Raw genomic sequence first — 12,524 nt, forward strand, 5'->3', positions numbered from 1 at the left:
GGATCCACCTATCGGATATGGAGTGTTTGCGGCGATGCACAAGATACTGGCGCTATTGAGTTTGCTGCTTTTTTCTAGTGCCGCCTGGGCTGAGCCGCTGCGGATCACCGCATTAGGCGACAGTCTGGTGCAGGGCTACGGGCTGCCGCAGGACCAGGGTCTGGTGCCGCAGCTGGAGCGCTGGCTGAATGAGAACGGTGCCGAAGTGGTCCTGCAGAACGCCGGCGTGTCCGGTGACACTACAGCGGGCGGGGCGGAACGGGCCGCGTGGACGCTGTCGGACAATCCCGACGGGTTGATCGTGCTGTTAGGGGGCAATGACCTGTTGCGCGGCCTGGCGCCAGAGGAGGCGCGGGCCAATCTGACCCTAATCCTGCAGGAAGCGAAGGCCTTGGGCATTAAAACCCTTCTGGTTGGCATCAAGGCGCCGGGCAACTACGGGCCGGAGTATAAGGCCGCCTTTGATGCGATCTATCCGGATCTGGCCGCCGAATTCGGTGCGGTTCTGCACCCGGATGCCTTTGCGGGCATTGCAGCCAAGGTTGGCAGAGATCCGGCCGCGGCGCAGGCTTATATGCAGGATGACGGTATCCACCCCAATGCCCGGGGTGTTGCGCTGAACGTGGCTGCGATCGGGCCCGCAGCCTTGCAGCTGGCCGGGATGATCACCCAGTGAAAACAGCCCCGGCGGGCAGGGCTGTTTGAAAGCTTTCAAGCGTGATCAAAAATTCGGATCAGGAGGCCAGTGCGATATCAACCGCGGACTCACGGCCATCCCGGCCCGCCTGCAGCTCAAAGGTCACTTTCTGATTGTCTGCCAGGCCGGTCAGCCCCGATCGCTCAACTGCGGAAATGTGGACAAAAATGTCCTTGCCGCCATCGTCGGGTGCAATAAAGCCATAGCCTTTGGTGGTGTTGAACCATTTGACGGTGCCAGTCGCCATCGTCGTATTCTCCTAAGTCGTCTCAATTCTCTGCCCGCTTCATGCGGCAGAACGGCAGCGGTACCCAGAGGGTCATGACCGCGCCGGTAAGGCAACAGTGATGATACCCGCGTAACGTTGCGGTGACAGAATTGAGTAGGAATCACCCTTGGCGCAAGAAAAAATCCAAAGTGACGCGGGGTCTTTGGCAGAACCGTGCCTAAAGCACTGTCACAACCGTGCCGAGCGGAACCCTCTGATACAGGTCCATAACATGCTCGTTCATCATCCGGATGCAACCGTTGGATACCGAGTGCCCGATGGTCTGCGGCTGGTTGGTGCCATGGATGCGGAAGTAGGTATCGATGCCGTTCTGAAACAGATACAGTGCCCGCGCACCCAGCGGATTTTCCGGCCCGCCGGGTTGAATGTACTCATTGTCGACGAATTTGGCATAGGCCCGCGGATCGCGTTCGATCATCTCGTCGGTCGGGCGCCAGGTGGGCCAGACCTTCTTGCGTTCGATCACCGCGGTGCCGGTGAACTCCAGACCGGCCTTGCCGACACCAACGCCATAGCGCATCGCCTTGCGCTTGTCGGTGACAAAGTAAAGGTAGTAGGAGCGCGGCAGCACCAGGATTTGCCCCGGGGCAAAATCCTTGCGGATCCGGACCTCCTGCGGGGTGGGATCAAAGGGAGCGGGGTCTTTCTTGCGGGCCAGCGCAGGCAGCGGAAGCAGGGTTGCTGCGGCGGCCGCTGTGCCAGTGCTCAGAATTTTCCGGCGTGAAATCATGGCTAAATCTCCGGATGTCTGTTGTGTCTTCTAATCATCTTCCGGCGCGGAATGCGCTGGGTCAACGGGTTTCCGCAGACGGGCCGGCAAGTGTTGCAAGCGTCGCAGCAGCCAGGGTGCAGACGGCAATCCAGCCAAAGTACCAGAATTTCCCGGCCAACAGGTCCTCGGCATATGACGCGGCGAATTGCGCCTTGCCTGCTGCCGCAATGGCAAAGGCCGCAGCACCGAAGACCGCGAAACCCGCGGCTGCCAGCCAGCGCGGGGGATGCAGCAGCCGGACGGCAAGGGCCAGAACAAGGCCGGGCAGGGCGCCCAGCCAGATCACTTTGCCCGCCCACCAGGGATGCGCCCCCAGCCCGGCGGTCAGATTCATGAAATGCGCCAGCTCGGCGGCTGCCAGTACGGCCGCCAGAGGCGGCAGGATGCGGAGTATCTGTTGCATGCCCTTGATATTGAAGCGGCGGCCTGCGGCTTCCAGTGCTGACAACAGGTTTGTGAAGCTCCGGCGGCTTCCCTTGCGGCCTGGCGGCGGTTGTCTGTATCAGAGCAGGATCAAAGCGGAGGAGCCATCATGGGCGCCAAGACTCTGACCTGCCTGGCCTGTGCGCAGCTGAACCGGGTGCCGGAGGACAAGCTGGGCAAAGGCCCCAATTGCGGCAGCTGCGGCGCGGCGTTGATGCCGGGCAAGCCGGTGGACGTGGACCCGGCGACATTGCAGAAGGCGGCGCAGAATGACGATCTGCCTTTGCTGGTGGATTTCTGGGCGCCCTGGTGCGGGCCCTGCCGGACGATGGCGCCGGAATTTGCCAAGGCCGCCAAGGCACTGGGCAGCAAGGCGCGGCTGGTCAAGCTGAACACCCAGGATCACCCGTCCACCGGCGCGCGCTACCGCATCCGCGGCATCCCGGCCCTGGTCGCCTTTGAGCGCGGCAAAGAGAAAAAGCGCCAGACCGGCGTGATGCGGCAAGGCCAGATTATCAGCTGGCTGCGCGGTTAGGCGCGGTTGCCATAGGCTTGTCCCAGAACCGGCTGCGCCTGCAGCCAGCAGCGCAGGGAAAGCCCTGCGATCACCAGCAGGGTCGCGCCCAGCCCGGCCGCCGGATACAGCAGCAGGCTAAGCCACAGCGGCAGCGCGGCCACGAAAAACCCAAACGCCGTGGCGCCCATCCCGGTGATCATTCCTGCAAACAGTCCAGCCCAAACCATGGCAACTCCCTCTTCAGGAGCAATCTAGCCTGACCGCCCCAGTGTCTCTCAACACTATCTTGCGGGCAATTTTGCTTAAAAAAGGTTTAAAATGTGTCAATAGGCTGGGCAGCGCGGCGCAAATGGAAGGTGCAGGACTACTTTGAGGTCAGCGCCACACCGTCCTTGGCCTTGGGCATCTTGCCCTTGCCCTGTTCCAGAACATGGGCCAGCTCATGCACCAGCAGATCGGTATCCTTGGCAAACGCGGGCTTCATCACATAGATATTGTTGCCGACGGTAAAGGCCTTGGCCTTCAGTTCCTTGCAGACGTCCTTGGCATTGCCGCCGACATGCACCCTGACCTTGCCGAGATTGCCGCCGAAATGCGCCTCCAGCCCTTTGCGCAGATCGCCGGGCAGTTTCTTTTCCGTGGTGCCTTCAGGTTCGGTCTTAAGCTTCTTGCGCTTTGCCTTCTTGCCCTTGGCTGCCTCGACCTGTGCCTTCACCTCTTCCGGTTTCAAAGCCATGGGGGATCCTTTCCAATGCATAAACCAACAATGGGCGCCGGGGCGCCTGCCGCGATGGTAGCGCAGAGTGGCAGAAAGACGAAATGGAGAGGTTCTGTCCCTTTGGGACGCGGCGCTCAGCGGCACGGCCCGCGCCTGACCTTCCCGTCACGCCGGAGGCGCAATCGCACCTCCCCAAGGTCAGGCGCGGGCCTTGTGTTGGGGCTATTCTGAAGTAATGCCTAGATCTTTTCGAATTGAAGATTTCAGCTTTTCGTGAGCGTGAGATCTGCCTTTGCGATCCGTGTTGGATGCTATGATTTCTTCAATGGAATCCCTGACGGGCTGAGGCCCGACGATTTCGCAGCGCATCTGCCAGTAGGCAAAACTCTTCGCTGATTCATCTGTGCCGTTCACCGCTGCGCGGTGGTATGCTTCGAGAAGGCCGATGTAGGCTTCTTTGCGTTCTTGAAAGCTTCGTTCCAATGCTTTGGTTCGTGATGACAGCCAGCTTTGAACAACAGCTGTCACCACGGATCCCAAACCAAAGGCCCCCAAGAGTGGAAGCCAATCGTTCACCGCACAAACTTCTTGTGCTTCAATCGCTTGGGCTCCAGCGCGTCCGCGCCCAGCCGGCGTTTCTTGTCTTCCTCATAGTCCTCGAAGTTGCCCTCGAACCATTCCACATGGGCGTCGCCCTCAAACGCCAGCATATGGGTGCAGATCCGGTCGAGGAAGAAACGGTCGTGCGAGATCACTACGGCGCAGCCGGCGAAATCGACCAGCGCGTCTTCCAGCGCGCGCAGGGTTTCGACGTCCAGGTCGTTGGTCGGCTCATCAAGCAGCAGCACGTTGCCGCCCTCTTTCAGCAGCCGCGCCATGTGGACCCGGTTGCGTTCGCCGCCCGACAGCAGGTTCAGCGGTTTCTGCTGATCGCCGCCCTTGAAGTTGAACGAGGAGCAATAGGCGCGGGAGTTCACCTGCGCATCGCCAAGCTCGATGATCTCGGAGCCTCCGGAAATGGCCTCCCAGACGGTTTCATTGTCCTTCAGATCATCGCGCGACTGATCGACATAAGACAGCTTCACCGTGTCGCCATAGGTGACGGTGCCCGCATCGGGCTGCTCCTGGCCGGTCAGCATGCGGAACAGGGTCGATTTACCCGCGCCGTTGGGGCCGATCACGCCGACAATGCCGCCGGGGGGCAGATCAAAGGACAGGCCTTCAACCAGCTGCTTGTCGCCGTAGTGTTTCGAGATGCCTTCGACGTCGATCACTTTGGAGCCCAGACGCGGGCCGTTGGGGATGACGATCTGGGCGCGGGTCAGCTTTTCGCGTTCGGACTGGCCGGCCAGATCGTTATAAGCGTTGATCCGGGCCTTGGATTTGGCCTGGCGCGCCTTGGCGCCCTGACGCATCCATTCCAATTCGCGCTCCAGCGTCTTCTGCTTGGATTTGTCTTCGCGGGCTTCCTGCTGCAGGCGCTTGGCCTTCTGCTCCAGCCAGGCAGAGTAGTTGCCCTCGTAAGGAATGCCGCGGCCGCGGTCCAGTTCCAGGATCCAGCTGGTGATATCGTCCAGGAAATAGCGGTCGTGGGTGACGCAGAGGATGGTGCCCTTGTAATCGATCAGGTGCTGCTGCAGCCAAGCGATGGTCTCGGCGTCCAAGTGGTTGGTCGGTTCGTCAAGCAGCAGCATTTCCGGTGCTTCCAGCAGCAGCTTGCACAGCGCCACGCGGCGGCGTTCACCGCCCGAGAGATTGGCGATCTCGGCATCATCCGGCGGGCAGCGCAGCGCCTCCATCGACACGTCAATCTGGCTGTCCAGATCCCACAAGTTCTCGGCGTCGATCTTGTCCTGCAGCTCGGCCATCTCCTCGGCGGTTTCGTCCGAGTAGTTCATCGCCAACTCGTTGTAGCGGTCCAGGATGTCCTTCTTGGCCTTGACGCCCAGCATGACGTTTTCCCGCACGGTCAGGCTTTCGTCCAGCTTCGGCTCCTGCGGCAGATAGCCGACTTTGGCGCCTTCGGCGGCCCAGGCCTCACCGGTGAAATCGGTGTCGAGGCCGGCCATGATTTTCATCAGGGTGGACTTACCGGCGCCGTTGACGCCGACCACACCGATTTTCACGCCGGGCAGGAAGGACAGGTGGATGTTTTCAAAGCATTTCTTGCCACCGGGGTAGGTCTTGGAGACACCCTGCATGTGGTAGACGTACTGATAGGCGGCCATGTGACTGCTCCATGATGGGGGAATTCTAGCTGGCTGGTGTGATAACGGATGGGCGGCGGCGGGGCAATGCGGGATGCAGACGGTGCGAAATCCGGCTGCTGAACCTGTGCCGGCGGCTGCCCTCTTGCCCGACTCACCCCTCCTGGCCCACACTGCAGGGCACCGGAAACTTCGGGGCGCCCCGGCTTGCCGCTGGCTGCGCCCAGACCTGACGATGCCGCCCAATCAGTGACTGCAGACACACCCGCGGCGTCCAAGACCTGAGCCACAGCGGCCGGGGGGCCTTTCCTAAACAGGAGGACCCTTTGATGATCGCCTCACGCCTGAAACATCATCTGGAGGCACAAGGCCTGCCGTTCGGCACGGTCCGCCATCCCTATACCGCCACGTCCGCCGAATGCGCCGAAAGTGCCCATGTGCCGGGGGACCATCTGGCAAAATCGGTGCTCATCCACATGGAGGAAGGCCCGGTGCTTGCCGTGGTGCCTTCCAACCAGACCGTTGATCTGCACGCGCTGCAATCCATGATGGACCGCCGCCTGGGCCTGGCGCCGGAATATGAGCTGAACCAGGTGTTTGACGATTGCGACCCTGGCGCTGCCCCCTGCGTGGGTCAGGCCTATCATGTGCCGACGGTGATCGACGACAGCTTGACCGGCCTGGACAAAGTCTGGTTCGAGGCCGGCGACCACAAGACATTGGTGGAAATGAAGGGCAACGATTTCGACGTTCTTATGAAGGATGCGAAACACGGATCCTTCTGCACCATGCACTAACAGCCGTGCAGCAAAGGACTGCCGCCCCCGCGTCACCGGGGCGGCGCCTGATGCGGGTCAGAAGTCGAACAGATCTTCCAGAAAGTTCTTTTTCTTCTTCTTATAGGGTTTCTTGCCGTAGCGCGGATCATAGTCGCCGCCCCGGTCGTCATACCGCTGCGGCTGCTGCGGTGCGGCCTGAACCGGCTGGGAGGAGCGCTCGATGATCTTATCCAGCTCGCCCCGGTCCAGCCACACGCCGCGGCATTTCGGGCAATAATCAATCTCCACACCGGCGCGGTCGCTCATCACCAGCTGGGTTCCGTCAATCGGGCACTGCATCTGTGTCTCCTTGTACAACTCCAGCGACTCAGGTGGGCAGCCCCGCTGTCTTGCACAAGGCAATAGCCCCGCAAATTCGCGGAATTTGCAGAATTCCGCCCATTCCCAAGGGCCTGACCCATGGTAAGCTGCCTGCAAACCATGGAGGCACACATGAGCAGCAAAACCATCCAGGCCGGGTTTCTGACCCTGATCCTCGCCAGCACCCCCGCCTTTGGCGGCGAAGGCGGCGGTGGCGGCGGCAGCCGGGACAGCAGTGCAAGCGGCGGCGGCGGTCAGCGCAGCGGGCTAAGCTCCCGGGCGACAAAAACCGTTGTGACAACGCTGACGCGCGGTTTTGACCGCTGCGGGACATTGCCCAAGGTCTACAGATACGACTGCTACCGCCACACCTACAAGCTGGCGGTTCAGCAACTGGGCGGCAACCATGCCTATGCCGAAGCAACCAAGGCGCTGGAGCTGGTGCAGGACACGCTGACCCAGGCGGTGAAACAGAACCTGGACCCGGCGCAGAAACCCAAGCGCAAGGGGCTGAACCTCTACCGCGCGGTAAAACCCGCCGCAGTGCCGCAGATTCAGCGGCAGACCGAACGGGCGATGAAACAGGCCGAAACCATCCTGCTGCGCTCCCCCGCAGACAAGCAGGTGCATTATGCCCGCATCGCCGAAGCGGTAAACTCCAATAAGGTTCTGCTGCGCTCCGCCCTGCTGCCAGGGGGGGCTATCCGGCTGGCCTGGACGCTGCTCAAGGCGGCGGTTCCTGCCTGACCCGGGCGGATTGACTGGGGCGGCGAGACCAGAGCGGCCTCAGCGCACTACATGCACCGCACAGGCGGCGTGGCGCACCACATGGCCTGAGGTGGACCCCCAAAGCAGATCCTGCATTGACGGGCGGTGCGAGGCGAGGACGATCAGATCCGGCTGGTTCTGATCGGCCCAGTCCAGAATAGTGCGGCCGGAATGCCCTTCGACCAGCTCGCCTGTGGCATTGGGCAGCGTCTTTGCCAGCCCGTCCAGCTCGGCCTGCAGCGCGCTGCGGGTGCCATCCATAAAATCTGCCGGGATGTAAGAGATCGCATAAGCCGGAACCTGCTCGATCACATGCAGCAGCGTCACCTTGGCTCCGGGCGCAGACAGCAGCCGCGCCACTTTCAGCGGCCCGGTCACATCCCGCTCGGGATCAAATGAAATCGGCACCAGGACATTGTGGTACATAACAAACCTCCATCGGTTGATGTTCCTGTCAATGATAGCCCTGCCGGCGGCAGCCTGCTATGACAGGGGTCAAGGCAGGTGCCGTACTAGTGCGGCCCGGGAGGACTCAGGTGCCGAATACCTCCGCCACGTCATACATCACCGGCTCAAAACTGCGGCACAGTTCATTGATCTTGCGGTTGCGCTCGCGCATTTCGGGACTGCGCAGCATTGCCATGAAATCCTCGCGGCGGCGCCATTGCGAGTAATTGGCGATACGTGTCTGCGCGTCATTCACATGCAGGCCGGCCGCAACAAAGCCGGGCTGTTTCGAGATGAAGTCCGCATAGGCGTCCTGAAGCGCCTCCAGCAGGTCCTGGCAGGTCCCGGGCGTCATCTCAAATGTGGTGATAACGGTTTGGATATCAGCGGTTTTTGCTATTTTCGGCATTGGCCCCTCCGTTGACTTTCCCCAGCCTACGCCCGTTCGCGCATAAAGCGCACCACCTTTTTTGAAGCGGCAACCATTTCGTGTTAGGTCGAAATTTAATACAACCTTAATCATAATCCAGAACTCTTGCCGCAGTGTTCTGAGGGGTTTGGGATGAAACCTGCCTGTGCCGTATGTCTTGCCCTGACGCTGGCCCAGCCGGCGGCTGGCGGCGCATGGCAGGAGAAGCCAGGCAGGGGGTTTGCTTCTGCCAGCGCGACCTACCGGCAAACCGGCGGTGAAGGCGCGCAAGAGCTGAGCTATTACGGGGCATTCGGCGTTACCTCCAAACTCACTCTCGGCATTGATCTGAACGAAAATTCCGCTGGCTCCGGCCATGCCCTGTTTTTTGCCCGCCTGCCGCTGCGTGCCGGCCCCCGTTACCGGCTGGCAGCGGAGGCAGGGATCGGCGGCAATCATTTCCGGGGTCTTTGGCAAATGATGCAAAAGGCTACCCTTTCTTACGGACGCAGTTTCGAAACCGGCCAAGCCACCGGCTGGCTGGCGCTCGATGCCGCCTACGAGCTGCGCAACAGCGGTTTTGATGCGGCCTGGAAACTGGATGCCACCATCGGTCTGAACCGGTCCGGAAAAATGGCCCCGATGCTGCAGATAGAGACATACAAGCCGGGCGGCGGCCGGTTTTCCTATGCGCTGACCCCAGCTGTGCGCTATCCGCTGGACGGCAGCCGGGAGCTGATCCTGGGGCTGGAGTACCGCAACACAGGCCGGCGCAGCCTTGGTCTGGAGCTGGGGGTGTGGCAAAGGTTTTGAAGCCTTTCAAGGAATCCAGAGATGCAGATGCCCGACCCGGTCCGCCCCGCAGATGACGACGCCCGCGCCTTGGCACGAAGCCTGATGGCAAGCGCCCGCTTTGCCGCCCTTGGGGTGCTGCTGGACGATGGCAGTCCGCTGGTCACACGGGTGGCTTTTGGACTGGATCCGCAGGGGGATCCTGTCAGCCTGATTTCCGGCCTGGCGCTGCACACGGCTGCGCTGCGTCAGCGGCCGGTCTGCTCGCTGCTGGTCGGCGAACCGGGAGACAAAGGCGACCCGCTTGCCCATCCGCGCCTGAGCCTGATGTGCCGGGCGCGTTTCATCAGCAGGCAAGACCCGGAGCATGAGGTGCTGGCCGCGCATTACCTGCGCCGCCAGCCCAAGGCCAGGCTGTATCTGCAACTGGCTGATTTCACCTTTGTGCGGTTTGCTGTGACGGGCGCGCATCTGAATGGCGGCTTTGGCAAGGCCTTCCGCCTTGCCGCCGCCGATCTTCAGCACTCTGGCGGCACTGGTTAGCTGTCCATCCGCATGATGACCTGAACTTCGCCCTTGACGGCTTCGCCCCAGCGCAGCCGGATCTCGTCGTTGTTCGAGCCTTGCTGCGCTTCGGTATACGGCACAATGTAGCGGGTGCTGTTGCCGCTGCTCTTCAGCGCGCCCAGCGGCACCACGCTATCGACATAGCGGGCAAACCCCTGGAACGGCAACAGCCCTTCGGCCCGCACGGACCAGGAGGTTGAGGCCGAAGATTGATCATGCCGCACCCGCAGCGGATTGGCGGTTTGCGCCGTGACGTTGTGGTACATGTTGCCGCTGAAATCGACGCTTTTAGAACGACTGAAATCCAAATCCGAGAAACTGGTATCCACCCGTTCCGCTCGGTCGATACTGCCCTGAAGCGAGCGGAATTTATTGCCAGTGACAGAAAGCCCGTTCAGGAAATGGCCGCTGCCATAGGGTTTAACGACGATATAGCTGAACCACGGCGCGACATCGCCGGACAGGAACACATTGGCGCTCACTGACAAAGCGCTGAACGAGAACCCGCCGGTGAAGTCAGGTGTTGCATCCCGCTCGTTGGTCCATTCGATAAAGCAATTGTCGATGTAATTGTCCGACACGGTTGAGGTGCAGTTGTTGGAGGCCAGCACCAGCCCCGCCGTACGCACGCCGTTGGCGATATTGTCGCCCTGAAAAAAGTGATTTCCGGTCACCGTGTTGCTGCCGCCTGCCAGCAGCGCGAAATGGCGGAACCTTGTGGCCCGGTTGCTGCGCAGCTTTGCATCGTTGGCATTGACGTTGAGGCCGATACTGACCCGGTCCGGCACATCCTCCCCGTCCTCATTCGACAGGAACTGGCAATTGTCCACCAGAATCCCCTGACAGCCGGAACCAGCCGACGTGATGCCCCGGTCCTTGGGGCGTGAAAAGAAACAACTGTCAAACGCGTTCACCGACCCGGCCGGCGCCAGCCGCACTGCGCTGCAGCGGCCATTGCACTGAAACTCGATGCCTTCCATGCCGAATTTGCTGAGCGAACTGAAGCCGCTGAAATCCACCAGATACTTGAAGTCGCGGAAGGTGAACGTCTGGGTGCCTTCGGCATCATACAACGCCCCGCTGAGGGTCAGCTCTCCTGCGCCGGTGTTTTTGGATTCCACATAGATCTCACGGCCCACACCGGCGCCTTCGACCAAAGAGCCGACTGCAATATTGGCGACGTTCGCAACATTGGTCAGCTTCTTGGAGTCCGAGGCACTGTAGGTTGCCTGCGAAGTCACAACATCGGTGTCCCAGGCCGCATTGCTGGCGGCCTCCAATTGCCCGTTCCGGATGACCCGGCGGGTCGCATATGAGCTTTTGTTCGGGACCGCCGCTTGCATGTCGATCGGCCCGGTGACGGTGATCTTGCGGCCCTTCAGATCCAGGGATTCATGATCTGCGTTGTTGATCAGCGCCTGAAACGCCTTTTTGAACCCCAGCTCCTCATTGCCGAATGCCGCCGCATATGCGGGGAAATCGAAATTCTTTGTCAGCAGCAGCATCTGGCTGTCCGGCATGGAAACGGTGCCTTCGAACACGGCCTGGTGGTTCAGCGAAACGGTGCTGTTCAGGCGGAAATCCCCTGCAGGCACCAGGATGCGCCGCCCGTCGGCAGCAGCATCGGCCGCTTCAAAAGCTGCCGTGCAATCAAAGCTGCCATTGCCCACCGCGCCATAGTCCGTGACGTCCACCACGCTCAGCATGTCGCGCACAAAAGCGCTGGTGATATCGGTGATTTCGATATCGTCGATCCGGACCACGCCGCCGTTGGCGCCAGTCAGGTCGAGGCCGAAATGGCCGTAGGCCGCACTGCGCCCCCAGGGCATGTCCACCCCGCCGCGCTCGCCGCTGCCGACGATGCCGGTGACTTCGAGTACTTTGCCATAGGTGCTGAGCGCCTGCTGCTGCCCGGCTTCGGATACGCCGCCGATGTGGCTGCCGCCGCTGGCACCGGCCCAGCCTGCAACGCGGACCGCAGGCAGCGCGCCGCTAACAGCCTTGATACGGATCTTGATCTGCAAATAGCAGCCCGGTTGCAGCGGCGTCTGCCCCATGAAGCGCAGCTTCTGGGTGTTCTCGGTCTTCTGCATCTCCAGGCAGCCGCCGAAATCAGAGTCCGCCGCCACAAAGACCGCATTGGCAGCGCCGTCATAAGTGTCCGACCCCGGGGTGCCGTCGCCGCTGGACCAGACGTTCAGACCGTCTGCAAAGGCGGGGGGCATCAGCTGCAAACCTTCGGTAATTGCCTTGTTCATGGAATTCCCTTTCCTGCTGCGCATGTCGCGTTCAGGGAAAAGGATTTACAGATGCCGCGTTAAATTCCGCCCAGCGGTGCGTGCGCAGGCCTGGGTTCAGGTGCTTTCACCCTGTCCTTTCAGAATGTGTACGGCGTTGATTTTCCAGCCGCTTTCCAGATTAATCATTTGGTAATCCAGTAGGTGCACGGCGCCCTGTTCGTCGGTGACCATCACCCGCTGCCACAGGCTGCCGGCCACGTCCCGCAATTGCAGGTAACGCACCTCAACAGGTCGCCAGACCATCGGGTAGCCCTGGCGCACCATCTCGCCAAAGCGATCCGGGGTGCCGAAAATGCGCCGGATCGACGGCGAAGCGTAGGAGAAGGCGGTTTCGGTATCATTGTTCAGGAAAGCAGAAATCTGAGAGCCGATCACGGCTGTGACCGGCTCCCTCTGAGCTATTGCCGGGAAGGCCAGAAGAAAAACACTTACCCCCGCAAACAGAACACTGCGCATCTGCCCCTCCCGGTCCGTTTGAC

General features: G+C 61.1%; 18 protein-coding genes. 6 read left to right on the forward strand and 12 right to left on the reverse strand.

Annotated features, from left to right (window positions below):
- Positions 1-34 precede the first annotated feature (34 nt).
- A complete protein-coding gene (locus A2I95_RS11270) occupies positions 35-676 on the forward strand; it encodes an arylesterase (protein WP_291729850.1) in 642 nt (213 codons plus the stop codon).
- Positions 677-734: 58 nt separating this feature from the next.
- Here A2I95_RS11270 and A2I95_RS11275 read toward each other — a convergent pair whose 3' ends face one another.
- The 3 genes from A2I95_RS11275 to A2I95_RS11285 all read right to left on the reverse strand — a co-directional run bounded on the left by A2I95_RS11275 (position 735) and on the right by A2I95_RS11285 (position 2,161).
- Positions 735-944, reverse strand: coding sequence for a cold-shock protein (locus tag A2I95_RS11275; RefSeq protein ID WP_027257703.1), 210 nt, complete (start codon positions 942-944; stop codon positions 735-737).
- 199 nt (positions 945-1,143) lie between these two features.
- Entirely contained in the window at positions 1,144-1,716 is a 573-nt protein-coding gene (locus tag A2I95_RS11280) for a L,D-transpeptidase (RefSeq protein WP_027257704.1), read from the reverse strand.
- A gap of 61 nt (positions 1,717-1,777) precedes the next feature.
- Positions 1,778-2,161, reverse strand: a complete 384-nt coding sequence (locus A2I95_RS11285; protein ID WP_291729851.1) for a hypothetical protein — start codon at positions 2,159-2,161, stop codon at positions 1,778-1,780.
- A gap of 129 nt (positions 2,162-2,290) precedes the next feature.
- Here A2I95_RS11285 and trxC point away from each other — a divergent pair, with 129 nt between their 5' ends.
- Positions 2,291-2,716 carry a thioredoxin TrxC gene (gene trxC / locus A2I95_RS11290; RefSeq protein ID WP_291729852.1) on the forward strand — a complete coding sequence of 142 codons (426 nt, stop codon included), beginning with the start codon at positions 2,291-2,293 and terminating at the stop codon, positions 2,714-2,716.
- Here the strand turns inward: trxC and A2I95_RS11295 are convergent.
- From A2I95_RS11295 to ettA, 4 genes are all read right to left on the reverse strand, one after another.
- Complete coding sequence (locus A2I95_RS11295) at positions 2,713-2,925, reverse strand: hypothetical protein (RefSeq protein WP_291729853.1); 213 nt, start codon at positions 2,923-2,925, stop codon at positions 2,713-2,715. The genes trxC and A2I95_RS11295 overlap by 4 nt on opposite strands.
- Before the next feature lie 137 nt (positions 2,926-3,062).
- Positions 3,063-3,434 carry a DUF4157 domain-containing protein gene (locus tag A2I95_RS11300; RefSeq protein WP_291729854.1) on the reverse strand — a complete coding sequence of 124 codons (372 nt, stop codon included), beginning with the start codon at positions 3,432-3,434 and terminating at the stop codon, positions 3,063-3,065.
- Positions 3,435-3,638: 204 nt separating this feature from the next.
- On the reverse strand, positions 3,639-3,944 hold the full coding sequence (locus A2I95_RS11305) for a hypothetical protein (RefSeq protein ID WP_291729855.1): 306 nt from the start codon (positions 3,942-3,944) through the stop codon (positions 3,639-3,641).
- A gap of 44 nt (positions 3,945-3,988) precedes the next feature.
- Positions 3,989-5,644: an energy-dependent translational throttle protein EttA gene (gene ettA, locus A2I95_RS11310; protein ID WP_291729856.1), complete on the reverse strand. Its 1,656-nt coding sequence runs from the start codon at positions 5,642-5,644 to the stop codon at positions 3,989-3,991.
- Positions 5,645-5,952: 308 nt separating this feature from the next.
- Between ettA and A2I95_RS11315 the strand changes: the two genes are divergently transcribed.
- Positions 5,953-6,420: an aminoacyl-tRNA deacylase gene (locus tag A2I95_RS11315; protein ID WP_291729857.1), complete on the forward strand. Its 468-nt coding sequence runs from the start codon at positions 5,953-5,955 to the stop codon at positions 6,418-6,420.
- Between the two features lie 57 nt (positions 6,421-6,477).
- Here A2I95_RS11315 and A2I95_RS11320 read toward each other — a convergent pair whose 3' ends face one another.
- Positions 6,478-6,741, reverse strand: a complete 264-nt coding sequence (locus A2I95_RS11320) for a zf-TFIIB domain-containing protein (protein WP_291729858.1) — start codon at positions 6,739-6,741, stop codon at positions 6,478-6,480.
- 153 nt (positions 6,742-6,894) lie between these two features.
- Between A2I95_RS11320 and A2I95_RS11325 the strand changes: the two genes are divergently transcribed.
- Complete coding sequence (locus A2I95_RS11325) at positions 6,895-7,509, forward strand: hypothetical protein (protein WP_291729859.1); 615 nt, start codon at positions 6,895-6,897, stop codon at positions 7,507-7,509.
- Positions 7,510-7,548: 39 nt separating this feature from the next.
- Here the strand turns inward: A2I95_RS11325 and A2I95_RS11330 are convergent, their stop codons facing one another.
- Together A2I95_RS11330 and A2I95_RS11335 are read right to left on the reverse strand one after the other, a co-directional pair.
- A complete protein-coding gene (locus A2I95_RS11330; RefSeq protein WP_027257713.1) occupies positions 7,549-7,956 on the reverse strand; it encodes a universal stress protein in 408 nt (135 codons plus the stop codon).
- 106 nt (positions 7,957-8,062) lie between these two features.
- A complete protein-coding gene (locus tag A2I95_RS11335; RefSeq protein ID WP_129369562.1) occupies positions 8,063-8,386 on the reverse strand; it encodes an antibiotic biosynthesis monooxygenase in 324 nt (107 codons plus the stop codon).
- 153 nt (positions 8,387-8,539) lie between these two features.
- Here A2I95_RS11335 and A2I95_RS11340 point away from each other — a divergent pair, with 153 nt between their 5' ends.
- The gene (locus A2I95_RS11340; RefSeq protein WP_291729860.1) at positions 8,540-9,199 is read left to right on the forward strand and encodes a hypothetical protein; all 660 of its coding nucleotides are present in this window, start codon (positions 8,540-8,542) and stop codon (positions 9,197-9,199) included.
- Positions 9,200-9,226: 27 nt separating this feature from the next.
- Positions 9,227-9,721, forward strand: coding sequence for a pyridoxamine 5-phosphate oxidase (locus A2I95_RS11345; protein WP_291729895.1), 495 nt, complete (start codon positions 9,227-9,229; stop codon positions 9,719-9,721).
- Here the strand turns inward: A2I95_RS11345 and A2I95_RS11350 are convergent.
- A complete protein-coding gene (locus tag A2I95_RS11350; RefSeq protein ID WP_291729861.1) occupies positions 9,718-12,003 on the reverse strand; it encodes a glycosyl hydrolase family 28-related protein in 2,286 nt (761 codons plus the stop codon). The genes A2I95_RS11345 and A2I95_RS11350 overlap by 4 nt on opposite strands.
- A 96-nt stretch (positions 12,004-12,099) precedes the next feature.
- Positions 12,100-12,501 carry a DUF4864 domain-containing protein gene (locus A2I95_RS11355; protein ID WP_291729862.1) on the reverse strand — a complete coding sequence of 134 codons (402 nt, stop codon included), beginning with the start codon at positions 12,499-12,501 and terminating at the stop codon, positions 12,100-12,102.
- Positions 12,502-12,524 lie beyond the last annotated feature (23 nt).

The sequence above is a fragment of the Leisingera sp. F5 genome (assembly GCF_001593695.1).

Excerpts from the sequence above, each read along its gene's own strand:
- A2I95_RS11270 (WP_291729850.1), top strand. The coding sequence starts at position 35 with ATGCACAAGATACTGGCGCTATTGAGTTTGCTGCTTTTTTCTAGTGCC.
- A2I95_RS11275 (WP_027257703.1), bottom strand. The coding sequence starts at position 944 with ATGGCGACTGGCACCGTCAAATGGTTCAACACCACCAAAGGCTATGGC.
- A2I95_RS11280 (WP_027257704.1), bottom strand. The coding sequence starts at position 1,716 with ATGATTTCACGCCGGAAAATTCTGAGCACTGGCACAGCGGCCGCCGCA.
- A2I95_RS11285 (WP_291729851.1), bottom strand. The coding sequence starts at position 2,161 with ATGCAACAGATACTCCGCATCCTGCCGCCTCTGGCGGCCGTACTGGCA.
- trxC (WP_291729852.1), top strand. The coding sequence starts at position 2,291 with ATGGGCGCCAAGACTCTGACCTGCCTGGCCTGTGCGCAGCTGAACCGG.
- A2I95_RS11295 (WP_291729853.1), bottom strand. The coding sequence starts at position 2,925 with ATGGTTTGGGCTGGACTGTTTGCAGGAATGATCACCGGGATGGGCGCC.
- A2I95_RS11300 (WP_291729854.1), bottom strand. The coding sequence starts at position 3,434 with ATGGCTTTGAAACCGGAAGAGGTGAAGGCACAGGTCGAGGCAGCCAAG.
- ettA (WP_291729856.1), bottom strand. The coding sequence starts at position 5,644 with ATGGCCGCCTATCAGTACGTCTACCACATGCAGGGTGTCTCCAAGACC.
- A2I95_RS11315 (WP_291729857.1), top strand. The coding sequence starts at position 5,953 with ATGATCGCCTCACGCCTGAAACATCATCTGGAGGCACAAGGCCTGCCG.
- A2I95_RS11320 (WP_291729858.1), bottom strand. The coding sequence starts at position 6,741 with ATGCAGTGCCCGATTGACGGAACCCAGCTGGTGATGAGCGACCGCGCC.
- A2I95_RS11325 (WP_291729859.1), top strand. The coding sequence starts at position 6,895 with ATGAGCAGCAAAACCATCCAGGCCGGGTTTCTGACCCTGATCCTCGCC.
- A2I95_RS11330 (WP_027257713.1), bottom strand. The coding sequence starts at position 7,956 with ATGTACCACAATGTCCTGGTGCCGATTTCATTTGATCCCGAGCGGGAT.
- A2I95_RS11335 (WP_129369562.1), bottom strand. The coding sequence starts at position 8,386 with ATGCCGAAAATAGCAAAAACCGCTGATATCCAAACCGTTATCACCACA.
- A2I95_RS11340 (WP_291729860.1), top strand. The coding sequence starts at position 8,540 with ATGAAACCTGCCTGTGCCGTATGTCTTGCCCTGACGCTGGCCCAGCCG.
- A2I95_RS11345 (WP_291729895.1), top strand. The coding sequence starts at position 9,227 with ATGCCCGACCCGGTCCGCCCCGCAGATGACGACGCCCGCGCCTTGGCA.
- A2I95_RS11350 (WP_291729861.1), bottom strand. The coding sequence starts at position 12,003 with ATGAACAAGGCAATTACCGAAGGTTTGCAGCTGATGCCCCCCGCCTTT.
- A2I95_RS11355 (WP_291729862.1), bottom strand. The coding sequence starts at position 12,501 with ATGCGCAGTGTTCTGTTTGCGGGGGTAAGTGTTTTTCTTCTGGCCTTC.